The sequence below is a fragment of the Pantoea sp. SIMBA_079 genome (assembly GCF_046940275.1).
Classification (GTDB): domain Bacteria; phylum Pseudomonadota; class Gammaproteobacteria; order Enterobacterales; family Enterobacteriaceae; genus Pantoea; species Pantoea borealis.
On record NZ_JAWRYR010000008.1, the window covers coordinates 131,507 to 153,494 of the forward strand.

The window sequence follows — 21,988 nt, forward strand, 5'->3', positions numbered from 1 at the left end:
GCAGTAGTTATAAGCGTAAACCTTCCATTCGGGGGAAGGTCAAGGAGCCAGCATGAATATCAGCGACGTCGCCAGAAAAACCGGGCTGACCAGTAAAGCGATCCGCTTTTATGAAGAGAAAGGGATCGTGACACCGCCGCTGCGTAGCGAAAATGGCTACCGGCATTATGACGAACGCCATCTGGAAGAGCTGCACCTGCTGCGCCAGGCGCGCCAGGTTGGCTTTACGCTGGATGAGTGCCGCGAGCTGGTGGCCCTGTTCAACGATCCTGCGCGGCACAGCGCGGATGTCAAAGCGCGCACGCTGCAGAAGGCTGATGAAATTGCGGCACATATTGAAGAGCTGCACGCCATGCGGGCGCGCCTGCTGTCGCTGGCAGAGGCGTGTCCCGGCGATGAGGGCGCCGAGTGCCCGATAATTGATCAGCTGGCGGGCTGCTGCGGTCACACCGGTGGCAAGCGCGGCTGAATCAGCAGCGTGATCCCTTCAACCGCCGTGACGGTCACCCGCGTGCCCGCTGGCAAATCGTCTGCTGCCTGCACGCGCCAGCTGCTGTCACCAATCTGTACATGGCCGATACCACTTTTAAGCGGTGCCTCCAGCGTTAGCTGCCGGCCAATCAGCTCTTTACCGCGCTGGTTCAGCGTGTTTGGCTGCTGCTGCCCAGCCTGATGTCGCATCCAGCCATACCAGCCCAGCGCGCTCAATAGGGTCAGCGCGGCAAACAGTAGCCCCTGGCCAGCCCAGGAGAAAGGCCACAGCCACTCGGCCAGCCCTACCAGCAGCGCCGCCATACCACACCAGAGCAGATAGCCGCTGGTGCCCAGCATTTCGGCTGCCAGCAGCAGCCCGCCAAGCGTCAGCCAGAACCAGTGTGGATGGGCAATCAGCTCCATCAGCATCACGGTGCCTGCTCCTGACGACGCTCTTTCAGCAGTTCACTGATGCCCGCTACCGAGCCGATCAGGCTGCTGGCATCAAGCGGCATCATCACGACTTTGCTGTTGCCGGCTTCGCCGATTTTCTGCAGCGCATCAGTATATTTCTGTGCCACAAAGTAGTTAATCGCCTGGATATTACCGGCGGCGATCGCGTCAGACACCATGCGCGTGGCGTTCGCTTCCGCCTCTGCCTGCCGCTCACGCGCCTCGGCCTGTAAAAAGGCAGAAGTGCGCTCACCCTCTGCTTTCAGGATCTGTGACTGCTTGTCACCTTCAGCACGCAGTATGGCAGCCTGACGTACGCCTTCAGCAGCCAGAATATCGGCGCGCTTGGTACGTTCAGCTTTCATTTGTGCATTCATGGCGGCAATCAGCTCCTGCGGTGGCCGCACATCACGGATCTCAATGCGGGTGATTTTTACGCCCCAGGGGTTCGTGGCTTCATCAACGATATGCAGCAGGCGGGTATTGATATTGTCACGCTGCGACAGCATCTCATCGAGCTCCATGCCGCCAAGGACCGTGCGAATATTAGTCATCGTGAGATTAATGATCGCCAGCTCCAGATTACTGACCTCATAGGCGGCACGCGCCGGATCCACAACCTGAATAAAACAGACAGCATCAATGGTGACGTTGGCGTTGTCTTTGGAGATGATCTCCTGTGAGGGGATATCGAGCACCTGCTCCATCATATTGATGCGGCGGCCCACGCGATCCATAAACGGCACCACCAGATTAAGGCCCGGCGACAGCGTACGGGTGTAGCGTCCGAAACGCTCTACCGTCCACTGATAGCCCTGCGGAACAATCTTGATACCGGCCCACACCAGCACCAGCACCAGCACGATGAGAACAGGAATAGCGGTCAGCATATAACCTCCTGACTGTCAGATAACCGGGCCGAGTCGCTTCGGCCCGTCTGCGTACCCGTCAGTAGAGCAGCGAATAGAGCTGGCGGCGATAGCGCGAGGCGAGGGCGTCGCCGGTGCCGAGCGCGGCCAGGATCTCCTGGAACATTTTACGCACTTCACCGTCACCGGCAGCGAGATCGCTTTTCAGAAAGCCCAGCAGCAGCTCCAGCGCCTCTTCATTACGGCCTACCTGATGCAGCTGTAATGCAAGTTTAGCAGCGAGGGCAGCGTTCTGCGGCTCGGCGTTCAGCTGCTCCTGCAGCAGCTGAATTTCAGGCGTATCCGCCGCCTGCTTCAACAGGTCGATCTGCGAAATCAGGCTCTGATAGCGTGTATCCTGATCCTGCAGCGGCACCACATCCAGCACCGCTTCAGCTTCATCGCTGCGGTTCAGGGTGATCAGCACTTCTGCCAGCAGAAAGCCAATCTCACTGTTTTTATTACTCAGCTGCCAGGCATCTTTCAGCAGCGGCAGTGCTTCCAGCGGCTTGTTCTGCTGCATCAGCTCCATGGCCTGCTGCGCTTTCAGCTCCTCTTCGCGCGGCAAAACTTTTTCCAGCAGCGCGCGGATCGCCTCTTCCGGCTGCGGACCCTGAAAACCATCTACCGGCTGTCCGTTCTGGAACAGATAAACCGTGGGCAGCGAGCGCAGGCCGAACTGAGATGCCACCACTGGCTCATTGTCGCAGTCAAGCTTTGCCAGCAGGAACTGGCCGGCATACTCCTGTGCCAGACGCTCCAGCACCGGGGTCAGCTGCAGGCAGTGCTGACTGCGTTCAGACCAGAAATAGAACAGAACCGGCAGCTGCATGGATTGCTCCAGCGTCTGCTGCAGATTGGACTCATTGATATCGGTGATCAAAGCGTGTGACATGAAAAACGCTCCTGGCAGAAAGTGTTTAGAGAATATGGGGATAAAGTGGCCCGCTTCAAGCGCTGGCTGATGTTACCGCTCAGTTGCTGCGCAAAATGCGATCCAGCATCCAGCCTGGCAGCAGCCGTTTCAGAAAACTCATGCCCCAGGCCACCAGCGTCACCGGATAGCGCAGCCGCGGGTGACGGCTCTCCAGCGCATGGCGCAGTTTGGGTAAAATCGCCTCCGGCGGCAGGGTAAAGCGTGCGGCGATACCGGGATTCTGCACCGGCTTCTCCTGTTCACCCTGCTGCACGTTATCGGTGAAGCGCGTGGCGATAGGTCCCGGCTCTATCAGGCTGACGCGCACGCCGCTGGCGCGCACCTCCATACGCAGCGCATCGCTCCACGCTTCCAGCGCCCACTTACTGGCGGCATAGGCGCCACGCCCCGGGGTGGAGATCAGTCCCAGCACCGAGCTGGTATTGATAATGCGGCCGTCGCCGCTGTTCTGCAGCGCCGGCAGCAGCCGCATCGTCAGCTGATGGGTGCCAAACAGATTGGTGGAGAACTGCTTCTCAAGCTGCTGGCGGCTGACGCTGCTCAGCGGCCCGTACTGGCCAAATCCGCCATTATTAAATAGCCCGTGCAGGCAATGCCCGGTGAGTGCCAGCACCTGTTCTGCCGCGGCATCCACACTTGCGGCATCATCAAGGTCGAGCCGGATGCCGGTATACCCCAGTGCTGTCATCCGCGCGACATCTTCCGCACGGCGGCAGGCGGCAAGCACGTGATAGCCGCGCGCCTGCAAATCGCTGGCAGCTGCCAGCCCGATACCGCTGGAGCAGCCGGTGATCAAAACCGATTTTTGCATTTCTTTACCTGTAAAATCGCACGGCTCAGCGTGCGTCATGCTTAACTAGCGGAGCCAGCGCGTCAGCCATTATGCGGGCAATGAACGGCTGCGCATCCGGATTGGGATGAATACCATCCTGCTGCATCCACTCCGGCTTCAGATAGACCTGCTCCATAAAAAAGGGCACCAGCGGCAGGCTATACTCTTCCGCCAGACGCGGATAGATGGCGCTGAACGCGTCAGTGTATCGTCGTCCATAATTAGCGGGCAGCCGGATCTGCATCAGCAGCGGCTGCGCGTCAGCGGCTTTTACCGCACTGATAATCGCACGCAGATCCTGCGCGATAGCCTGCGGCGGAAAACCGCGTAAACCATCATTACCGCCCAGTTCGATTAACACCCAGCGCGGCTGATGCTGTTTTAATAGTGCAGGCAGCCGGGCCAGACCCTGCCCGGCGGTATCACCGCTGATGCTGGCGTTCACGACTTTTGGCTGCTGCTGCCAGCGCGTGCTGAGCAGGGCAGGCCAGGCGGCGCTGGCAGACATCCGATAGCCGGCGCTCAGGCTGTCGCCTAATACCATCAGGGTATCGGCCGCAGCAATGCGCGATACCAGCAGCAGCACCATACACAGGAAGGGATAATGCCAGCGGAAAACATTGTTGCGGTTCATCATCTTACTAAGTCCGTCGGTCAGGGTGAGCATCAGCTCTCAATCCTTACCGGAGTTGAGCTGGTTGTCAAACCAGCCGAGACGCTCGCGCTGATTGGCGAATCGGGATCGGGGAAGTCGACGCTGCTGGGGATCCTTGCCGGGCTGGATGATGGCAGCAGCGGCGAGGTACACCTTCTGGGGCAGCCGCTGCACCGCATGAACGAAGAGCAGCGCGCGGCGCTGCGCGCCCGTGAAGTCGGTTTTGTGTTTCAGTCATTTATGCTGGTGCCCACGCTGAACGCGCTGGAGAACGTACAGCTGCCGGCGCTGCTGCGCGGTGAAAGCGACCGCGACAGCCGTGCACAGGCCAGCGAACTGCTGGCACAGCTCGGCCTGAAAGCACGCCTGCATCATCTGCCGGCGCAGCTCTCAGGGGGCGAACAGCAGCGGGTGGCGCTGGCACGCGCGTTTAGCGGGCGTCCCGGCCTGCTGTTTGCGGATGAACCCACCGGTAATCTGGATCGTCAGACCGGAGAGCGCATTGCCGATTTACTGTTCTCGCTCAACCGTGATTACGCCACGACGCTGATCCTGGTTACTCACGATGAGCAGCTGGCAGCGCGCTGCGATCGGCGGCTGCGGCTGCGTGACGGCAAGCTGTGGGAGGAAGCATGATCTGGCGCTGGTTCTGGCGCGAATGGCGCTCGCCTTCGCTGCTGATCGTCTGGCTGGCGCTGACGCTGGCGGTGGCCTGCGTGCTGGCGCTGGGATCCATCAGCGATCGCATGGAGAAAGGACTCAGCCAGCAGAGCCGCGATTTTATGGCGGGCGATCGTACGCTGCGCAGCAGCCGGCCGGTGCCGGAAGCCTGGCTGACACAGGCGCGTGAGGAGGGGTTAGCGATCAGTCGTCAGCTCAGCTTCACCACCATGACCTTTGCGAAGGAGACGCCGCAGCTGGCAGATGTCAAAGCGGTGGATGACGCCTATCCGATGTTTGGTACGCTGCAGACTGAGCCCCCGGGCCTGCGTCCGGTTGCGGGCAGCGTGCTGGTCGCACCGCGTTTGCTGGCGCTGCTGGATCTGCGCGTCGGCGAGCCGATAGAGGTCGGCGACGCCACGCTGCGTATTGCCGGTACGGTAATTCAGGAGCCGGACAGCGGGTTTAATCCCTTCCAGACGGCGCCTCGTCTGTTAATGAACCTTGCCGATGTTGAGAAAACCGGTGCCATTCAGCCCGGCAGCCGCCTGAGCTGGCGCTATAAGTTTTCCGGCGATGCGGCCCCGCTGGCGCGCTACGATCGCTGGATTGAACCACGCCTTAAAGCGGGCGAACGCTGGATAAGTACGGAAAATTCAGAGGATGCGCTGGGCCGCTCCATGCAGCGTGCGCAGCAGTTTCTGCTGCTCTCAGCGTTGCTGACGCTGCTGCTGGCCATCGCGGCCGTGGCGGTAGCGATGAGCCACTACTGTCGCAGCCGTTACGATCTGGTGGCGGTGCTGAAAACGCTGGGGGCCACGCGGCGTGCGCTGCAGCGGCTGATTATCGGCCAGTGGCTGGCGGTGTTGCTGTTAGCGGGCATAACCGGCAGCGCGCTGGGGCAGGGGATCGAACTGCTGCTGCTTACTATGCTGAAGCCGGTGCTGCCTGCGTCACTGCCAGCCGCCAGCCTCTGGCCATGGTTCTGGGCGCTGGGCACCCTGTTTGTTATCTCCCTGCTGGTGGGGCTGCGTCCTTATCGTCTGCTGATGGCTACCCAGCCGCTGCGCGTACTGCGACGTGATGCGGTGGCGCGCGTCTGGCCGCTGCGCCTCTATCTGCCGGTAATGGCGCTGGTGGTGGTTGCATTGCTGGCACTGCTGCTGGGGGGGAGCAAAATGCTCTGGGCGCTGCTCACCGGCGTGCTGCTGCTGGCGCTGCTGCTCGCTGTGCTGGGCTGGGGTACGCTACTGCTGCTGCGCCGGCTGGTGGTGCGTAACCTGGCGCTGCGGCTGGCGATTAATCGTCTGCTGCGACAGCCGGCAATGACGCTGAGCCAGCTGGCCGCGTTCTCGCTCTCTTTTATGCTGCTGGCGCTGCTGCTGGTTATGCGCGGCGATCTGCTCGATCGCTGGCAGCAGCAGCTGCCGCCGGATGCGCCAAACTATTTTCTGCTGAATATTACGCAGGCGCAGGTGCCGCAGGTGCGCGATTTTTTGCAGCAGCATCAGATCAAACCGGAAACCTTTTATCCCGTGGTGCGCGCGCGTCTGGTTGAACTGAACGGCAAAGCGGCCGATCCCCGTCATGATAATGCGCTGAACCGCGAACTCAATCTGACCTGGCAGGCGCAGCGGCCGGATCATAACCCGCTGCTGGCCGGCAGCTGGCCCCCGCGGGCAGGGGAAGTTTCGATTGAAGCGGAGCTGGCGCAGCGACTGGGCGTTAAGCCAGGTGATATGCTGACTTTCAGCGGTGATACCCAGCAGTTCAGCGCACGCATCAGCAGTCTGCGTAAGGTGGACTGGGAGAGTCTGCGGCCCAACTTCTTCTTTATCTTTCCACCCGGTGCGCTGGATCAGCAGCCGCAGACCTGGCTGACCAGCTTTCGCATAGCGAACAACCCGGCGCTGCTGGCGCAGCTGAACCGGACGTTTCCGACGCTGAGCCTGCTCGATATTGGCAGCATCATGAAACAGATTGGCCAGGTGCTGGCGCAGGTGAGCCAGGCGCTGGAAATCATGGTGGTGCTGGTGACGCTATGTGGTGTCCTGCTGCTGCTGGCGCAGATCCAGATTGGCATGCGTCAGCGCCGTCAGGAGCTGGTGGTCTATCGCACGCTGGGGGCGAGCAGGCGGCTGCTGCGCGGCACGCTGTGGTGTGAGTTTGCTCTGCTTGGGGTGGTCTCCGGAATAGCGGCTGCGCTGGGTGCAGAGGCCGCGCTATGGGCGCTGCAGCGTAAAATCTTTGATTTTCCCTGGCAGCCCGACTGGACGCTGTGGTTTGCGCTACCGCTGTGCGGAGCGCTTCTGCTGTCGCTGTGCGGCGGCTGGCTGGGGGTGCAACTGCTGAAAGGAAAAGCGCTGTTCCGGCGCTTTGACGCGGCATAACCGGGGGCCCTCAGGCTGAGGGACCCCGTCAGCAAATCAGAGCTTCGCCTGCGCCCAGGCGAGGCCCGAGGCATATTCCGGCGGCAGCAGCGGCTGCAGCGCGTGCAGGGCAGCGGCAAGACGTGACGGCTCGCTGTCGGTGAGGTTCAGGTGTCCCACCTTGCGGCCGGGGCGTACCGCTTTGCCATACCAGTGCAGGTGCACCAGCGGCTGCGTCAGCCAGGCATGATTTACGTCGCTGCCGATCAGGTTCACCATCACTGACGGTGCAAATACCGCCGGCAGCGGCAGCGGCAGGCCGAGGATGGCGCGCAGATGCAGCTCAAACTGGCTGATGGACGCGCCGTTCTGCGTCCAGTGGCCGCTGTTGTGGACGCGCGGCGCCAGCTCATTAATCAGCAGCCCCTGCGGCGTGATAAAGCACTCCATCGCCATGACGCCCACGTAATCCAGCGCCTGCATAATGGCGCTGAGCATGGTTTCCGCCTGCTGCTGCTGCGTGGCGTCAGCCTGCGGAAACGCCACACTGGTGCGCAGAATGCCCTCTTCGTGCAGGTTATGCGTCAGCGGGTAGAACACCATGCTGCCATCCTGACCGCGCGCGCCTACCAGCGATACTTCACCGCTGAAATGAATGCCCTGTTCGACAATGCATTCGCCGTAGCACTCAGCGGGTAAGGTCGCTGTTTCACCCGCCCGCAGCCGCCACTGGCCGCGGCCGTCATAACCGCCGGTGCGGCGTTTGACAATCGCCAGTTCGCCCAGCTTCTCAAACACCGCCGGCCACTCATCAGGCGCGGCCAGCAGCTGCCACGGTGCGGTAGCCAGACCAAGCTCATCCAGCAGCTGCTTCTGCGTCAGACGATCGGCAAGACGCGGGAAGATATCGCGATTCACAAACGCGGGGTGGCGGGCAAGCTCGCGCGTCAGGGCGGTTTCCGGCCAGCGTTCAATCTCGGCGGTGATCACGCTCTCTGCAATGGGCAACGAGGCGGGCTCCGCATCCAGTCCCACCGGGTAGACCGCAATACCCAGCGGCTCAGCCGCCTGGCGCAGCATACGGCCCAGCTGACCGTTACCCAGTACGCATACCGGCTTCATGACTGACTCCGCGGATCCGGATTCTCCAGCACCTCATCGGTCTGCGCCTGGCGCCACGCGCTAAGACGCGACGCCAGTGCCGCATCGTGGGTGGCCAGGATCTGTGCGGCCAGCAGCGCCGCGTTGGCTGCGCCCGCTTTACCAATGGCCAGCGTCCCCACCGGAATGCCGCGCGGCATCTGAACAATCGAGTAGAGGCTGTCAACACCGCTCAGCGCGGCGCTCTGCACCGGTACGCCCAGCACCGGCACCAGCGTTTTTGCTGCGATCATGCCGGGCAGATGCGCAGCACCGCCGGCGCCCGCAATGATCACCTGGTAGCCCTGTGCGGCGGCACCTTCAGCAAAACTGAACAGCTTGTCCGGGGTGCGGTGGGCAGAAACCACCTCCACGTGAAAGGGAACGTCCAGGCTGTTGAGAATTTCCTCGGCGAACTGCATGGTAGCCCAGTCACTTCTGGAACCCATGACGATGGCGATACGGGCCGGGGCGGCGGTGGATGACATGCGGTCAACTCCTGTGAATAGACAGACGAACCTGGCCGGTGAGGCAGGTAAGAAGGGCACAGAGAATAGCATGAGATAGCAGCAAGGAAAACGGTTGCGCGGCCAGAAAACGGGCAATTGCACCCGCGCAATCAGAAGGGGAAAGCGATCAGTTTTACGCCGCTGGCGTCAAGCTGGATCATGGAACCTGCATCGTGCCACGCCCCAAGGACAGCGCGCTGCGCGGGAAGGCCATTCAGAGAGAGCGTATGAATTTCCGGCCGGTGCGTATGGCCGTGGATCAGCAGCGGGGCCTGCTGGCGCTGCATGGCTGCCGCCACCGCCTGCGGGTTCACATCCATAATGGACTGCGATTTATGCTGGTTCGCCTGCTGGCTGCCGGCGCGCATTCTGGCCGCGATGCGCAACCGCAGACGCAGTGGCAGCGCCAGAAACAGCCGCTGCAGCCAGCGCTGGTGCACCTTTGCGCGAAAACGCTGATAGCCAGCATCGTCGGTGCAGAGCGTGTCACCGTGCATAATCAGCACGCGCTGACCATACAGCTCCAGCACCTGCTCCTCTGGCAGTAGCGTCATGCCGCTGGCCTGGGCAAAGCGTTTGCCCAGCAGAAAATCGCGGTTGCCGTGAATAAAAAACACCGGCACCGGCAGCGCGTGCAGGGCAGCGGCGATCTGCTGATGCAGCGGATTGGGATCGTCATCGCCAATCCAGGCTTCAAACAGATCGCCCAGGATGTAAAGCGCCTCGCACTCACGCGCTTCACCCTGCAAAAAATGCAGAAAACCGGCAGTAATTGCCGGTTCTTCCTGACACAGATGCAGATCTGCGATAAACAGCGTGCGCGACATTACTCGCTGACGGTCACTTTCTGGATGACAACGTCTTCGGTCGGCACGTCCTGATGCATACCGCTGCGGCCGGTTTTCACCGCTTTGATCTTCTCAACCACGTCCATGCCTTCAACCACTTCAGCAAACACGCAGTAGCCCCAGCCCTGCAGGCTTTCGTCACGGAAGTTCAGGAAGTCGTTGTCAGCAACGTTGATGAAGAACTGTGCGGTTGCCGAGTGCGGTGCCTGGGTACGCGCCATCGCCAGCGTGCCTTTGGTGTTTTTCAGGCCGTTGTTCGCTTCGTTGCGGATTTCAGCTTTAGTGGCTTTCTGCTTCATGCCCGGTTCGAAACCGCCGCCCTGAACCATAAAGCCATTGATGACACGGTGGAAAATAGTGTTGTCATAAAAACCTTCACGGCAGTAGTCCAGGAAGTTCTGTACGGTGGCCGGCGCTTTATCATCAAAGGTTTTGATTACGATATCGCCATGGTTCGTCTGGAAAGTGACCATTATATTCGTCCTGTGGAGGTTGTATTCAGTATCAGTTGCCGCGTTCGCATGCGGACGGGCATTTTGTCGACGCCTCTTATATCATAATTTCCCGGAACGCGTCAGCAAGGCAACGGCATCTGGTATCTCAGCGATGCACAAGTCAGAAAAATACGGCACAATATCAGGCTACCAAAGAAGGCGTCTCCCGCACACGATAAAAACGGAACCGTTCAATGCTAAAGATCTATAACACCCTGAGTCGACAGAAAGAGGAATTTAAACCTATTCATGCTGGTGAAATCGGCATGTACGTGTGTGGTATTACGGTTTACGACCTCTGTCATATCGGCCACGGGCGTACGTTTGTGGCATTTGACGTGGTGGCGCGCTACCTGCGCTATATTGGCTATCAGCTGAAGTATGTGCGTAATATCACTGATATTGATGACAAAATTATTCGCCGCGCTAACGAAAATGGCGAAACCATTGAGACGCTGACCAACCGCATGATTGCGGAGATGCACCAGGATTTTGCGGCACTGGGCATTCTGCCACCGGATCTGGAACCGCGTGCCACACGCCATATCGCGGAAATTATCGAGCTGGTGCAGCGGCTGATTGAGCGCGGTCACGCCTATGTGGCGGACAACGGCGATGTGATGTTTGACGTGCTGAGCGATACCGATTATGGCGCGCTGTCGCGTCAGGATCTGGAGCAGCTGCAGGCGGGCGCCCGTGTGGAAGTGGCAGACGTAAAACGCAACCCGATGGATTTCGTGCTGTGGAAGATGTCCAAAACCGATGAGCCATCGTGGGAATCGCCGTGGGGCAACGGCCGCCCTGGCTGGCACATTGAGTGCTCTGCCATGAACTGCAAGCAGCTTGGCAGCCACTTTGATATTCACGGCGGCGGCTCTGACCTGATGTTTCCGCATCACGAAAATGAAGTGGCGCAGTCCACCTGCGCGCACGACGGTCCCTATGTCAATTACTGGATGCACTCCGGGATGGTGATGGTTGACCGTGAGAAGATGTCGAAATCACTCGGCAACTTCTTCACCGTGCGCGATGTGCTGCAGCACTATGATGCTGAAACGGTACGTTACTTCCTGATGTCGGGGCACTATCGCAGCCAGCTTAACTACGGCGAAGATAACCTTAACCAGGCGCGCGCGGCGCTGGAGCGTCTTTACACCGCGCTGCGGCATACCGATACCGGCGCAGCGCCTGCCGGTGGCGAAGCGTTTGAAGCGCGTTTCCGGGCGGCGATGGATGATGACTTCAACACGCCGGAAGCCTATTCGGTACTGTTTGATATGGCGCGCGACGTGAACCGTCTGAAGAGCGAAGATAAAGCGGCGGCTGACGGCCTGGCGGCCAGACTGCGCGAGCTGGCGAATGTGCTGGGGATCCTGCAGCAGGATCCGGAGCTGTTCCTGCAGAGCGGAGCGCAGACGAATAATGACGAAGTGGCAGAGATTGAGCAGCTGATCAAAATGCGCAACGATGCGCGTCAGGCGAAAGACTGGGCGCAGGCGGATGTGGCGCGTGACCGGCTCAACGCGCTCGGCATTGTGCTGGAAGATGGTCCGCAGGGCACCACCTGGCGGCGCAAATAAGAAAAAAGGGCGAACCCGGGTTCGCCCTTTTTGTTATGCAACAACCGTGATGCGCTGACCGGCAAACTCTACCGTCTGTCCGGCGACGATTTTACAGCGCTTGCGCGTTTCAATTGCCCCGTTTACGCGTACTTCACCTTCATCAATCACCGCTTTGGCCTGCGCGCCGCTCTCTACCCAGCCTTCCAGCTTCAGCAGATCGCACAGATCAACGTGCTGATGTTTACCCAGTGAGAAACTCGCCATTATGCTTCCTCCACGTCGTGATACGCTTCGCACGCCAGCAGCGTGTTTTCAATTAAAGTCGCTACCGTCATCGGCCCGACCCCGCCCGGTACTGGCGTAATGTAAGAGGCCCGCTCAGCGGCAGCGGCAAAATCAACGTCGCCTACCACTTTGCCGCTCTCCAGCCGGTTGATGCCGACATCAATCACCACCGCGCCTGGTTTGATCCAGTCACCCGGAATAAAACCGGGCTTGCCCACGGCTACGACCAGCAGATCGGCATGCTCCACGTGATGGCGCAGATCGCGGGTGAAGCGGTGAGTAACGGTTGTGGTACAGCCCGCCAGCAGCAGCTCCATACTCATCGGGCGGCCAACGATGTTAGACGCCCCGACCACGACCGCGTTCAGGCCATAGGTATCGATGTTATAGCGCTCCAGCAGCGTGACGATACCGCGCGGCGTGCAGGGACGCAGCTTTGGCGCGCGCTGGCAGAGACGACCTACGTTATAGGGATGGAAACCATCCACATCTTTATCCGGCGTGATGCGCTCCAGCACCTTGACGTTGTCGATCCCGGCCGGCAGCGGCAGCTGCACCAGAATGCCGTCAATGGTCGGGTCACTGTTTAGCTCATCAATCAGCGCCAGCAGCTCGCTTTCACCGGTAGAGTCGGGCAGGTTGTAAGCACGGGAGACAAAGCCCACCTCTTCGCAGGCGCGACGTTTATGGGTGACGTAGATCTGCGAAGCAGGGTTTTCGCCTACCAGAATCACGGCCAGACCCGGCGCACGTTTACCCGCTGCCAGGCGCTGCTGCACTTTTTCCGCAACTTCGCTACGCACCTGCTGCGCAATCGTTTTACCGTCAATAATTTTTGCTGCCATCAGAGAGGAAATCCATCTGTAGAGAGTTAAATCGGGGATGGTGCCTATTCTGGCAGAAGCGTGGGCGGCTGTCAGTCACAGTTTCAGCAGCGCACGCGCTTTCCGGCTTTTTTCGTGGTGACGCGTGCCAGCCTGCATGCGTATGATATCTGCAGGACACTCTGGGAACGATGCAATGATCTGGATAATGCTTGCCACTCTGGCGGTAGTGTTTGTCGCTGGGTTTCAGCTGCTCACCGCCGGCTCACGTCACGCCGCCCAGCGGCTCAGTAAACGGCTGCAGCTGCCGTCGGTGCAGGTGGAATCCATGCTCTCTATGATGGGTAAAGAGGCGGCGAAAGAGTTCACCGACTACCTCAGCCGCGATAACGAAACGCATCTGCATAATGGCGCAGCGGTACTGCTGATCTGGCAGGTACTGATTGTTGACGGCAGCGAGGAGAACAGTCAGCGCTGGCATACCATCCTCAGCCGCGCCGGTTTTCCGGCACTCATCAGCCGCCAGCAGCTGCTGCTCGCGCTGGGTTTTCTGCGCCAGCTGGAGCCGGACAGCCAGGAGCTGCATGCGCGGCGTGAACAATTTAATGCACGTTTTACGCCGCAAGGGGTTGAGCTGGAAGGGGAATCCACCGGCACCAGTAATCTCGTGTCGCTCAGCGAATGGCGCAGGCGTCATTGACGCAAATTGGTTATTCCCGCAGCACTCCGCTGCACAGAAACGGCAAAAACGTTGACGTACCCGCTTCCCGACGTATAATCCGACCCAACTCCTCAGCGCCCTTAGCTCAGCTGGATAGAGCACCGGCCTTCTAAGCCGTAGGTCACAGGTTCGAATCCTGTAGGGCGCGCCAAGTCAAATCAAGCCGTTACGTCACTTCGCCAGCTTTCAGATTTTCAGTATGGGACAGATTTGGGACACGACTGCCAACAATCGCGTCAATTTGCCTCGCATGCTCTGTTAAATGGTCAGGCGCCAGGTGCGCATATCGCTATACCCTTTTTGTACTTTCCCATCCGCCCGGCCATTCTCATGCCCGATATCCACTGCCTTTTTGCAACAGGCAAACCGGGCCTGATAGCCGCTATCCGGCGCTTTCCGCCACTATTCTGAGTCAGCAGGCTGATGCGCTTTTGCCAGCGGCCTTTAATCGTCAGCCAGAGCAGCAGCCATAAAAAAACCGCCCGCAGGCGGTTTTTAGTCAGCTCAGCGCATAGCGCTACTCGCGCGTTTTGCCCTCTTCAATAAACTCTTCATCAATCTCTTCGGCGTTGTCGCGGTTATCGCGACCGGAGAGGAGATTCCAGCAGGCGATGAACAGAGCGGCAATCAGCGGGCCAATCACAAAGCCGTTGATGCCGTAGATTTCCATGCCGCCCAGCGTGGCGATCAGGATCATATAGTCCGGCATCTTGGTGTCTTTGCCCACCAGCAGCGGGCGCAGAATATTATCTACCAGGCCGACAATCACCACAAAGAAGCCGACCAGGAACAGACCTTTCCACAGCGCGCCGGTGGCAAAGAAAAAGATTGCTGCCGGCACCCAGACGATGGCAGATCCGACCGCCGGGATAAGGGACAGGAATGCCATCAGTGCGCCCCACAACAGGCTGCCGTCGATGTCAGTGATCCAGAAAGCAAAGCCGCCCAGTACACCCTGAACAATTGCCACCACCACGGTCCCTTTCACCGTCGCGCGCGACACCGCAGCAAACTTCATCAGCAGATGATGCTTCACATAGGTGGAGAGCGGCAGCGCTTCGAGGATCAGGCCCACCAGCCAGGCGCCATCTTTCAGCAGGAAGAACAGTAAATAGAGCATCACGCCAAAGCTCACGGTAAAGGTAAACGTGCCTTTACCAATCAGCAGCACGCTGCCCGCCATATACTGACCGCCTTTCAGCGCGAACTCAGAGAGCTTTTGCTGAATCTGGGTAGAGTTGTTGAGATCGTGGTCGGCCAGATAGCGCTGCGCCCAGCCCGGCAGGTGCTGCAGCAGCTCAGCAAACACCGTCGGGAACTGCGCTGAATTATTCTGCAGCTTGACGTAAACGGTATTGATCTCCACGACCAGCGATGAGGTGATGATCGCCAGCGGCGTAAACACAATCAGACAGATAATCAGCAGCGTGACAAAAGAGGCGAGCCCGTTACGATCGCCCATTTTGTGCCGCAGCAGCACTTTTAGCGGAGCAAAAATCACCGCCAGGATAGCCGCCCAGAGAATAGCGGAGAAATAAGGTGACAGCACATCAAAAAAGGCGATGGTGACAATCGCCAGGATAAGAATAAAGAAACCGATATTTAAGCCTTTAACACGCATTCCATAGCCTCGCAAATAAACGTAGCGAAAGAACTATAGAACGGCTGGCGCAGAATGTAATCTGTTTCACATGATTGAATGCAGTAACGGATAAAAATCTGTCCTGAGCCTGCGCTAAACCGGAGAACCCTATGCTGGAACTGCGACCTAACTGTGAGTGGTGCGATGCGGATTTACCGCCGGAAAGCACGGAGGCACGTATCTGCTCATTTGAATGCACATTCTGCGCAACCTGCGCTGAGCATGTTCTGCTGCAGCGCTGTCCGAACTGCAGCGGTGAACTGGTCCGCCGCCCGATACGGCCTGCCGCAGCGCTGGCGCGGCATCCGGCTTCTCAGCTGCGGCACATCCGGCAGCCGTAATTCTGGCGCGCGTTATCAGCCAGCAAACAGATAATTAATTATGCTGCTTATAATTTTACTGTGGGTGAAATCAGAGGGATGACAGGGCAGTTATTTTCCTGATCTCAGGCTAAAAAGGCCATTATTTTAATTTAATGTTTTCTCTGAGTTTTTAATTCTAATGCAGGCGTGAGGTCAGAGCACCGACCTTATTTAATAACACCGTTAACTGGCGAGCCAGCGTTAAGTAATATTCTTAAATTCGGTTAATTTTATTTATTATTTTAGTGATGAAGTGATATTCTGCGCGCGCAATGCTGGTGATGTGGCGTTGTGTGCTTCAGTTTTACCCTCTGATTTGCAGGGTTTCCCTGTTTCTGAATAGTGAAAAATTTTTATTTACCCGATCCCTGTGGTCGGGTTTTTTTATGTTTTTTTCTTTTATTGCTGCAGTGATGAAGAGCATGATGAAAAAAATAAAATGCCGATCGCTATTTCTCTTATGAGATGCAGCACACAGTTTCCTTGCCAGGTCAGGCGAAAGCCCTGGCGGCTCCCCACGGGAATGTCCATAAAAACCAGCCCGCACCCGGCCGGGAAGGGGATCACCGCGGACCGGATCGTAAGGACATTATTACAGTGACCGTTTTGCCTGGCAGGTACGTGAGTTCCGGGCCTTCATCGACAATAATTATGTGCTGGCAGCAGCGGAAACCGGCATTATCACCGCCCTCTTACTCTGCGGCGCGTTCAGGTAATCTCCCTCCGGAATGCACCATAACTCCCGCTCCGTTTCTGTTTTCATCCTTTGCCAGGCTATTCTGTGAGCTATCGCTAATACGCATATGCTAAGGAGCAGTGATGGCCGCAGTTAAAATGGTAGCAGTGGATATGGACGGCACCTTTCTGGATGACCGCAAGCAGTATGACCGGCCGCGCTTTATGGCCTGTTACCAAATGATGAAACAGCGTGGTATCCGGTTTGTCGTCGCCAGCGGCAATCAGTACTACCAGCTGAAATCCTTTTTTCCGGACATTGCCCATGAGATCGCGTTCGTCGCAGAGAATGGTGCGTGGATCCTTGACGGTGAAGAGGAACTTTTCTGCGGTGCGTTTAGCCCTGATGCAGTGCACGCCGTGCTGGATACGCTGCAGCAGGGTAACTATCCCGGCCTGCGTTTTCTTATCTGTGGTCGCAACAGCGCCTACTACTTTGCCGGTGCGGACGCGCAGTGGCTGCAGAAGATGCAGCATTACTGTCACCGCCTGCGGCCCATTGAGACGCTGGATGAGATTGCCGGTGACCGGCTGTTCAAATTTGCCCTGAACCTCTCTGATGAGTATGTACCGGTTCTGATGGCAGACATTGAGCGACTGCATCAGGGATCGGCTGCGGCCACCTCCAGCGGCCACGGTTCAGTGGATTTGATTGTGCCGGGACTCCACAAAGCCAACGGACTGCGTCTGCTGCAGCAGCGCTGGGGGATTGAGAGCAGTGAGGTGCTGGCATTCGGCGACGGCGGCAACGACCTGGAAATGCTGGCGCAGTCAGGATTCAGCTTTGCCATGCAGAACGCGCCGGAGCGGGTCAAAGCCGCGGCGCGCTATGGCGCCGCGGATAATAATCATGCTGGCGTACTGCAGGTCATAGAGCAGATGCTGGCGGGCGACGGCCCGTTCGCCTGAGCAGAGCGCGCGGGCAGGATTAAAGAACGCGCCACGCCTGAACAAGCATGTCGGTCAGCTGCGTACTGTCATAGGTTACCCAGCTGTTTTTACTGTTAGCGCGTGCGACAATCCAGTCCACCTCTGTGGCAGAGAGCGCGGGTCCCTCCTGCCAGAACGGGACAATAGCGTGTTGCTGCAGCCAGGCCTTCAGTGCCAGCGGGGCAGGGGCGGACGCCCCGGGCATCAGCTGCGCGGCAAACGTGGCCATCAGATGCTGATGCTCAGGGTGATCGCTCTCTGCCAGCAGCTCCAGAAACGGAAACAGCAGGCGGCCGCAGGCTTCACCATGGTGAATCGCTTTGATTGCCCCCAGCTCGCCAGCGATGCCATGGATTACTCCCAGCCCGGCGCTGCTCAGGCAGAGGCCACCCAGCCATGACGCCATCATAATGGCCTCGCGCGCCTCATCTCCCTGCTGGTCAGCACGGTTCAGGTGCGGCCAGGCCTGGAAAAAGAGTCGCAGCCCGCTGAGCGCCATCTGCTGAGTAAAAAAGTTACCTTTTTTTGACAGGTAGGCTTCGAACAGATGGGTAAAAGCGTCAATAGCGCAGGTGGCAAGGATCTTATCAGGCGTGCCGCGCAGCAGATCAGGATCAAGAATCGCGACAGGAGGAACAAAGTTCGGATGGCGCAGCGACGCTTTGATTTTGATCTGCTGCTGATCGGTGACAACAGCGTTCTGCGTGACTTCGCTGCCGGTGCCGGCAGTAGTCGGGATAGCAATCAGTGGCAGCGTATCACCCTGCACCGGTGTATCACCCACTTTCTCCAGATAGCGCGCCGTCGGCAAAGGATGTTGCACCATGGCGCAGAACGCTTTGGCCGCATCCAGAACGCTGCCACCGCCAATCGCCACCACCCGCGCAACCCGCCCGCGCCAGCGCGCGACCCAGACGTCAATCTCTTCCGGAGAGGCTTCGTGACTGACTATTTCATAGTCCTGAATAGCGTGTTGCAGCTCACCCTCCAGCTGACGCCACGTCTCGCTAGCGAGAAATGAGCGGCCGCAGAACAGCAGCGCAGGCTGCGGGTCCTCAGCCAGTAACGGCAGCAGACGGTGAATACTGCCGCGTCCGCACAGAGTTTGCTGGTTACTGTAAAGCGCAATCAGGTTCTCACTCACCTGTCTATCCTTTCAGATTGATTTCAGGCAGCCAGTGTAGCGAAAGCGCTGCAGACGCCGATATAAAGGCCGTTAGCTGAATGAGCAAAAGTTGATCGCCTTCGCAAAAACGAAATTCTGCCCGCTACTCTGATGTTACCGGCCTGATGTTACCCTTAACATGATACCGGTAACAGTATGACGCATTTTGCAACATCCGGCCGCATCTGGCCGATCCGATAGAACAACGCAACCCGCTGGCAACTGACGCCGCGCGTAAAAAAGTGGAGAAAAACCATGCCATTACTCTATGTGGCGATTGGCGTAGCGCTGCTGCTGCTGCTGATGATTCGCTTCAAACTTAACGGCTTTATCGCGCTGATTCTGGTGGCGCTGGCGGTGGGCATGATGCAGGGCATGCCGGTTAATAAAGTGATCGGCTCGATTAAAACCGGCGTGGGCGGAACGCTTGGCAGCCTGGCGCTGATTATGGGCTTTGGTGCCATGCTGGGTAAACTGCTGGCTGACTGTGGTGGCGCACAGCGTATTGCTACTACGCTGATTAAAAAATTTGGTGAGAAACATATCCAGTGGGCGCTGGTACTGACCGGTTTTACCGTCGGCTTTGCGCTGTTTTATGAGGTGGGTTTTGTGCTGATGCTGCCGCTGGTATTCAGCATCGCCGCATCAGCGCGCGTGCCGCTGCTTTACGTCGGTGTTCCCATGGCAGCAGCGCTATCAGTAACGCACGGTTTTCTGCCGCCGCATCCGGGCCCGACCGCAATCGCTACGCTATTTAACGCTGATATGGGCAAAACGCTGCTTTACGGCACGCTGCTGGGGATCCCTACCGTGATTCTGGCTGGCCCGGTGTATGCGCGTTTTCTGAAAGGCATCGATAAGCCGATTCCGGAAGGGCTGTGGAATCCAAAAACCTTTACAGAAGCAGAGATGCCAGGATTTGGCGTCAGCGTCTGGACTGCGCTGGTGCCGGTGATCCTGATGGCATTACGTGCGGTGGCTGAGATGCTGCTGCCGAAAGGACACGTGCTGCTGCCGTACGCAGAGTTCTTTGGCGACCCGATTATGGCAACGCTGATTGCTGTACTGATCGCTATTTTTACCTTTGGTCTGAATCGCGGACGCAGCATGGATGAGGTGATGGGCACGATCACCGACTCCATCAAGATCATTGCAATGATGCTGCTGATTATTGGCGGTGGCGGGGCGTTTAAACAGGTGCTGGTGGACAGCGGCGTGGACAAATATATCGCGGGCATGATGCATGCGACCAACCTGTCGCCGATTTTTATGGCCTGGTCGATTGCGGCGATCCTGCGTATTGCGCTGGGGTCAGCCACGGTTGCCGCGATTACGGCTGGCGGGATTGTTGCACCGCTGATCGTGACCAGTGGGGCCAGCCCTGAGCTTATGGTGATAGCGGTAGGCTCCGGCAGCGTGATTTTCTCGCACGTTAACGATCCGGGCTTCTGGCTGTTTAAAGAGTACTTTAATCTCACCATCGGTGAGACTATCCGATCGTGGTCAGCGCTGGAGACGATTATTTCCGTATGCGGTCTGGCAGGCTGTCTGCTGTTGTCTGCTGCGCTGTAATGCTTATAACGGGCCACAGAATTGTGGCCCGACAGCCTTAATGTGGCTGCTCAAAACCCGCTTTCACCATCTGCTCGCGCAGTGCGCGGGTAATTTCACGATTGCCCCCCGTTACCGGGTAGATGACATTATTCACCACATCATCCAGATAGTGCTCATCAAACTCCTGCATGGTCAGCTGTGTACCGCCTTCATCGTTAATAGCGATACTCCCTTTAATATGGCTGCCGACATCTTTAGCCTTCAGGCTATAACGTCCCATGCTGGTATTAATCGTGCTCATAATTTCTCCTCGTTTCGCTAACAGAGATAACCATTGAGGCCCGTTGCAGGCGCTTTAAGTTTAGCCTGTCGTTATCCGTAAAGAGCGCCAGCAGGGCCAGTTAATGACTGAGCTGCGACCCTGCTCGCAGAAATACCATGGGCTTATTTTCCTGACGGGTAAGCGAAACGCACGCCGGCAGCGCACGGTGAGTTCAGAATATTCAGCTATACTCAGCAGCGGATGCATAAATTTTCAAATTGAAGGAGCGAATAATGAAAATATTTCTGTGGATTATTGCGATTGTCTTTATTGTCGGGCTGTTGACTATTACGGGTGTATTCAAGCTGATTTTCTGACGTGTTCAGGCACCTGCGGGTGCCTGAAATTATTATCGCGCATAGCGTACAATGGGCTGCCGACCTGTCATTTCAGGCGGTTTAATATCTGCACTACTCAGCGGCTTCCTGCATACTGCACAGCGCGCGCCGTGATGACCTGCTGGCTCTGAAGTCTCACTCTGCTGGCACGTATAGTAGAACTTTTTACTGCCGCACTGGCTGCAACAAATCGTCACCCTTTCTCTCCCTGTTCCCTCGCAGAAAACAAGAAATATCTCAATCAGAGCCCGGGTTCAAATGATTAATTCTGTTTATATGTATAACAATGCGGCAAATTTAATCTACTCCATGATAAATAATGATTTTTTTCGTTTGGCTAATTGCTAAAAGTGCACTTTCTGTCACAGAAACCCTTTTTCTGTTTTGTTTAGCCAGGGTTTTAGCCATTGCGACGCTGAAAGGTACAATACGCCTCTTGCGTGTATGTCATTTCAGACTATATCTGAAAAGCGTTACCACTCTTTTTGGTAACTTCAGACGTAAAAACGCAGCAATCAGTTTTGCAGAGCAACTTACAGATGTTCTGCTTGCCATTACATTACGCAATAACAGGGTTTTATCTGTGAATCGACACGTTTTAGCAGCCATATCGGGCTGCGTGTTGACCATACTGGTCTCATTTTCTGCTTCAGCCGCTACGGCAGGCGCCGCGCTTAAAGCGGGATGGAATAGTTTCAGCGACAATGTTGCGCAGACCTGGTCTGCGCCACAGCATTATGATCTCTATGTACCGGCTATTACCTGGCACAACCGCTGGACATATGATGATGAGCACATCAAAAAGTATAACGAACGGCCGTGGGGCGCAGGGGGCGGCGTCTCGCGCTGGGATGACAAGGGCAACTGGCACGGGCTGTATGTCATGGCGTTTAAAGACTCCTTCAACAAGTGGGAACCTATTGCCGGCTATGGCTGGGAAGCGACGTGGCGTCCGCTGCAGGATCAGCATTTTCATCTGGGAGCGGGCTATACCGCTGGCTTTACTGCACGTGACAACTGGAAATATATTCCGGTACCGCTGGTACTGCCGCTGGCTTCCATAGGCTATGGGCCTGCTACCTTTCAAATGACTTACATTCCCGGTACTTATAATAATGGCAACGTCTATTTTGCCTGGCTCAGATTCCAGTTTTAAGCGAGCAGGTAAGTGCAAAAGTGTGATGCAGGAACAAAAATCCGATATTTATCACTTTTTCATCAATTCGGACTGGACAAATGCCACTGCAATTGCTGTACTAGATGACGACA

At 57.5% G+C, this 21,988-nt stretch carries 23 protein-coding genes, 1 tRNA gene and 1 pseudogene; 10 read left to right on the forward strand and 15 right to left on the reverse strand.

Annotation, left to right across the window (positions count from 1 at the left end; all coding sequences use genetic code 11):
• The first annotated feature begins 52 nt into the window (after window positions 1-52).
• Window positions 53-469, forward strand: coding sequence for a Cu(I)-responsive transcriptional regulator (gene cueR, locus SB719_RS12425; RefSeq protein ID WP_065649905.1), 417 nt, complete (start codon window positions 53-55; stop codon window positions 467-469).
• Here cueR and SB719_RS12430 read toward each other — a convergent pair.
• The 5 genes from SB719_RS12430 to tesA form a co-directional block, all read right to left on the reverse strand.
• Window positions 445-903 (reverse strand): NfeD family protein, encoded by a 459-nt coding sequence (locus tag SB719_RS12430; RefSeq protein WP_065649904.1) that lies wholly within the window; start codon window positions 901-903, stop codon window positions 445-447. The genes cueR and SB719_RS12430 overlap by 25 nt on opposite strands.
• The gene (locus SB719_RS12435) at window positions 903-1,817 is read right to left on the reverse strand and encodes an SPFH domain-containing protein (RefSeq protein WP_412159271.1); all 915 of its coding nucleotides are present in this window, start codon (window positions 1,815-1,817) and stop codon (window positions 903-905) included. Before SB719_RS12435 ends, SB719_RS12430 begins: the two co-directional genes overlap by 1 nt.
• Window positions 1,818-1,875: 58 nt before the next feature.
• Complete coding sequence (locus SB719_RS12440) at window positions 1,876-2,730, reverse strand: co-chaperone YbbN (protein ID WP_292969586.1); 855 nt, start codon at window positions 2,728-2,730, stop codon at window positions 1,876-1,878.
• A 79-nt stretch (window positions 2,731-2,809) separates the two neighbouring features.
• Window positions 2,810-3,583, reverse strand: a complete 774-nt coding sequence (locus SB719_RS12445) for an SDR family oxidoreductase (RefSeq protein ID WP_065650498.1) — start codon at window positions 3,581-3,583, stop codon at window positions 2,810-2,812.
• A 25-nt stretch (window positions 3,584-3,608) separates the two neighbouring features.
• Window positions 3,609-4,241 (reverse strand): multifunctional acyl-CoA thioesterase I/protease I/lysophospholipase L1, encoded by a 633-nt coding sequence (gene tesA / locus SB719_RS12450; RefSeq protein ID WP_139074203.1) that lies wholly within the window; start codon window positions 4,239-4,241, stop codon window positions 3,609-3,611.
• Here tesA and ybbA point away from each other — a divergent pair.
• Together ybbA and ybbP are read left to right on the forward strand one after the other, a co-directional pair.
• The gene (gene ybbA, locus SB719_RS12455; protein ID WP_039383054.1) at window positions 4,209-4,895 is read left to right on the forward strand and encodes a putative ABC transporter ATP-binding protein YbbA; all 687 of its coding nucleotides are present in this window, start codon (window positions 4,209-4,211) and stop codon (window positions 4,893-4,895) included. The genes tesA and ybbA overlap by 33 nt on opposite strands.
• Window positions 4,892-7,309: a putative ABC transporter permease subunit YbbP gene (gene ybbP, locus SB719_RS12460; protein ID WP_314687095.1), complete on the forward strand. Its 2,418-nt coding sequence runs from the start codon at window positions 4,892-4,894 to the stop codon at window positions 7,307-7,309. Before ybbA ends, ybbP begins: the two co-directional genes overlap by 4 nt.
• A 36-nt stretch (window positions 7,310-7,345) precedes the next feature.
• Here the strand turns inward: ybbP and purK are convergent, their stop codons facing one another.
• The 4 genes from purK to ppiB all read right to left on the reverse strand — a co-directional run bounded on the left by purK (window position 7,346) and on the right by ppiB (window position 10,258).
• A complete protein-coding gene (gene purK, locus SB719_RS12465) occupies window positions 7,346-8,410 on the reverse strand; it encodes a 5-(carboxyamino)imidazole ribonucleotide synthase (RefSeq protein ID WP_304232152.1) in 1,065 nt (354 codons plus the stop codon).
• Window positions 8,407-8,916, reverse strand: coding sequence for a 5-(carboxyamino)imidazole ribonucleotide mutase (purE, locus tag SB719_RS12470; protein ID WP_304232156.1), 510 nt, complete (start codon window positions 8,914-8,916; stop codon window positions 8,407-8,409). The genes purK and purE overlap by 4 nt, the downstream gene beginning before the upstream one ends.
• Window positions 8,917-9,047: 131 nt before the next feature.
• Window positions 9,048-9,764, reverse strand: a complete 717-nt coding sequence (locus tag SB719_RS12475; RefSeq protein WP_304232158.1) for a UDP-2,3-diacylglucosamine diphosphatase — start codon at window positions 9,762-9,764, stop codon at window positions 9,048-9,050.
• Complete coding sequence (gene ppiB, locus SB719_RS12480; protein WP_039383066.1) at window positions 9,764-10,258, reverse strand: peptidylprolyl isomerase B; 495 nt, start codon at window positions 10,256-10,258, stop codon at window positions 9,764-9,766. The genes SB719_RS12475 and ppiB overlap by 1 nt, the downstream gene beginning before the upstream one ends.
• A gap of 215 nt (window positions 10,259-10,473) precedes the next feature.
• On the opposite strand from ppiB, the gene cysS reads away from it, so the two are divergent.
• A complete protein-coding gene (gene cysS / locus SB719_RS12485; RefSeq protein WP_304232162.1) occupies window positions 10,474-11,859 on the forward strand; it encodes a cysteine--tRNA ligase in 1,386 nt (461 codons plus the stop codon).
• Window positions 11,860-11,892: 33 nt separating this feature from the next.
• On the opposite strand, the gene ybcJ is transcribed toward cysS, so the two are convergent.
• On the reverse strand, window positions 11,893-12,105 hold the full coding sequence (gene ybcJ, locus SB719_RS12490; protein ID WP_039383070.1) for a ribosome-associated protein YbcJ: 213 nt from the start codon (window positions 12,103-12,105) through the stop codon (window positions 11,893-11,895).
• Window positions 12,105-12,971, reverse strand: coding sequence for a bifunctional methylenetetrahydrofolate dehydrogenase/methenyltetrahydrofolate cyclohydrolase FolD (folD, locus tag SB719_RS12495; RefSeq protein ID WP_065649896.1), 867 nt, complete (start codon window positions 12,969-12,971; stop codon window positions 12,105-12,107). Before folD ends, ybcJ begins: the two co-directional genes overlap by 1 nt.
• Window positions 12,972-13,146: 175 nt before the next feature.
• Here folD and SB719_RS12500 point away from each other — a divergent pair, with 175 nt between their 5' ends.
• On the forward strand, window positions 13,147-13,650 hold the full coding sequence (locus SB719_RS12500) for a DUF1198 family protein (protein WP_412159272.1): 504 nt from the start codon (window positions 13,147-13,149) through the stop codon (window positions 13,648-13,650).
• A 95-nt stretch (window positions 13,651-13,745) separates the two neighbouring features.
• A tRNA-Arg gene (locus SB719_RS12505) sits at window positions 13,746-13,822 on the forward strand.
• Window positions 13,823-13,837: 15 nt separating this feature from the next.
• On the opposite strand, the pseudogene SB719_RS12510 reads toward SB719_RS12505, so the two are convergent.
• Window positions 13,838-13,990: pseudogene (locus SB719_RS12510) on the reverse strand (integrase); the annotation flags it as partial.
• 198 nt (window positions 13,991-14,188) lie between these two features.
• On the reverse strand, window positions 14,189-15,292 hold the full coding sequence (locus SB719_RS12515) for an AI-2E family transporter (protein ID WP_292969604.1): 1,104 nt from the start codon (window positions 15,290-15,292) through the stop codon (window positions 14,189-14,191).
• A 131-nt stretch (window positions 15,293-15,423) separates the two neighbouring features.
• Between SB719_RS12515 and SB719_RS12520 the strand changes: the two genes are divergently transcribed.
• Both SB719_RS12520 and SB719_RS12525 read left to right on the forward strand, forming a co-directional pair.
• Window positions 15,424-15,654, forward strand: a complete 231-nt coding sequence (locus tag SB719_RS12520) for a DUF1272 domain-containing protein (protein WP_304232240.1) — start codon at window positions 15,424-15,426, stop codon at window positions 15,652-15,654.
• An 840-nt stretch (window positions 15,655-16,494) separates the two neighbouring features.
• Window positions 16,495-17,319, forward strand: coding sequence for a Cof-type HAD-IIB family hydrolase (locus tag SB719_RS12525; RefSeq protein ID WP_304232242.1), 825 nt, complete (start codon window positions 16,495-16,497; stop codon window positions 17,317-17,319).
• 19 nt (window positions 17,320-17,338) lie between these two features.
• Here SB719_RS12525 and SB719_RS12530 read toward each other — a convergent pair whose 3' ends face one another.
• Window positions 17,339-18,484, reverse strand: coding sequence for an iron-containing alcohol dehydrogenase (locus SB719_RS12530; RefSeq protein ID WP_412159273.1), 1,146 nt, complete (start codon window positions 18,482-18,484; stop codon window positions 17,339-17,341).
• A 276-nt stretch (window positions 18,485-18,760) separates the two neighbouring features.
• On the opposite strand from SB719_RS12530, the gene gntT reads away from it, so the two are divergent.
• Window positions 18,761-20,077, forward strand: a complete 1,317-nt coding sequence (gntT, locus tag SB719_RS12535; protein ID WP_065649890.1) for a gluconate transporter — start codon at window positions 18,761-18,763, stop codon at window positions 20,075-20,077.
• Between the two features lie 37 nt (window positions 20,078-20,114).
• On the opposite strand, the gene SB719_RS12540 is transcribed toward gntT, so the two are convergent.
• Window positions 20,115-20,360 (reverse strand): hypothetical protein, encoded by a 246-nt coding sequence (locus SB719_RS12540; RefSeq protein WP_065649889.1) that lies wholly within the window; start codon window positions 20,358-20,360, stop codon window positions 20,115-20,117.
• Window positions 20,361-21,302: 942 nt separating this feature from the next.
• Between SB719_RS12540 and pagP the strand changes: the two genes are divergently transcribed.
• Complete coding sequence (gene pagP, locus SB719_RS12545; protein WP_412159274.1) at window positions 21,303-21,875, forward strand: lipid IV(A) palmitoyltransferase PagP; 573 nt, start codon at window positions 21,303-21,305, stop codon at window positions 21,873-21,875.
• The last annotated feature ends 113 nt before the right edge of the window (window positions 21,876-21,988 follow it).

Bases quoted from the DNA above. Each gene is read 5' to 3' on its own strand.
- ybcJ (WP_039383070.1), bottom strand. From the start codon at position 12,105: ATGGCGAGTTTCTCACTGGGTAAACATCAGCACGTTGATCTGTGCGAT.
- SB719_RS12525 (WP_304232242.1), top strand. From the start codon at position 16,495: ATGGCCGCAGTTAAAATGGTAGCAGTGGATATGGACGGCACCTTTCTG.
- SB719_RS12445 (WP_065650498.1), bottom strand. From the start codon at position 3,583: ATGCAAAAATCGGTTTTGATCACCGGCTGCTCCAGCGGTATCGGGCTG.
- SB719_RS12500 (WP_412159272.1), top strand. From the start codon at position 13,147: ATGATCTGGATAATGCTTGCCACTCTGGCGGTAGTGTTTGTCGCTGGG.
- SB719_RS12440 (WP_292969586.1), bottom strand. From the start codon at position 2,730: ATGTCACACGCTTTGATCACCGATATCAATGAGTCCAATCTGCAGCAG.
- SB719_RS12430 (WP_065649904.1), bottom strand. From the start codon at position 903: ATGCTGATGGAGCTGATTGCCCATCCACACTGGTTCTGGCTGACGCTT.
- ybbA (WP_039383054.1), top strand. From the start codon at position 4,209: ATGCCAGCGGAAAACATTGTTGCGGTTCATCATCTTACTAAGTCCGTC.
- SB719_RS12520 (WP_304232240.1), top strand. From the start codon at position 15,424: ATGCTGGAACTGCGACCTAACTGTGAGTGGTGCGATGCGGATTTACCG.
- cueR (WP_065649905.1), top strand. From the start codon at position 53: ATGAATATCAGCGACGTCGCCAGAAAAACCGGGCTGACCAGTAAAGCG.
- SB719_RS12515 (WP_292969604.1), bottom strand. From the start codon at position 15,292: ATGCGTGTTAAAGGCTTAAATATCGGTTTCTTTATTCTTATCCTGGCG.
- SB719_RS12475 (WP_304232158.1), bottom strand. From the start codon at position 9,764: ATGTCGCGCACGCTGTTTATCGCAGATCTGCATCTGTGTCAGGAAGAA.
- cysS (WP_304232162.1), top strand. From the start codon at position 10,474: ATGCTAAAGATCTATAACACCCTGAGTCGACAGAAAGAGGAATTTAAA.
- tesA (WP_139074203.1), bottom strand. From the start codon at position 4,241: ATGATGAACCGCAACAATGTTTTCCGCTGGCATTATCCCTTCCTGTGT.
- gntT (WP_065649890.1), top strand. From the start codon at position 18,761: ATGCCATTACTCTATGTGGCGATTGGCGTAGCGCTGCTGCTGCTGCTG.
- purK (WP_304232152.1), bottom strand. From the start codon at position 8,410: ATGAAGCCGGTATGCGTACTGGGTAACGGTCAGCTGGGCCGTATGCTG.
- purE (WP_304232156.1), bottom strand. From the start codon at position 8,916: ATGTCATCCACCGCCGCCCCGGCCCGTATCGCCATCGTCATGGGTTCC.
- ybbP (WP_314687095.1), top strand. From the start codon at position 4,892: ATGATCTGGCGCTGGTTCTGGCGCGAATGGCGCTCGCCTTCGCTGCTG.
- ppiB (WP_039383066.1), bottom strand. From the start codon at position 10,258: ATGGTCACTTTCCAGACGAACCATGGCGATATCGTAATCAAAACCTTT.
- folD (WP_065649896.1), bottom strand. From the start codon at position 12,971: ATGGCAGCAAAAATTATTGACGGTAAAACGATTGCGCAGCAGGTGCGT.
- SB719_RS12540 (WP_065649889.1), bottom strand. From the start codon at position 20,360: ATGAGCACGATTAATACCAGCATGGGACGTTATAGCCTGAAGGCTAAA.
- SB719_RS12435 (WP_412159271.1), bottom strand. From the start codon at position 1,817: ATGCTGACCGCTATTCCTGTTCTCATCGTGCTGGTGCTGGTGCTGGTG.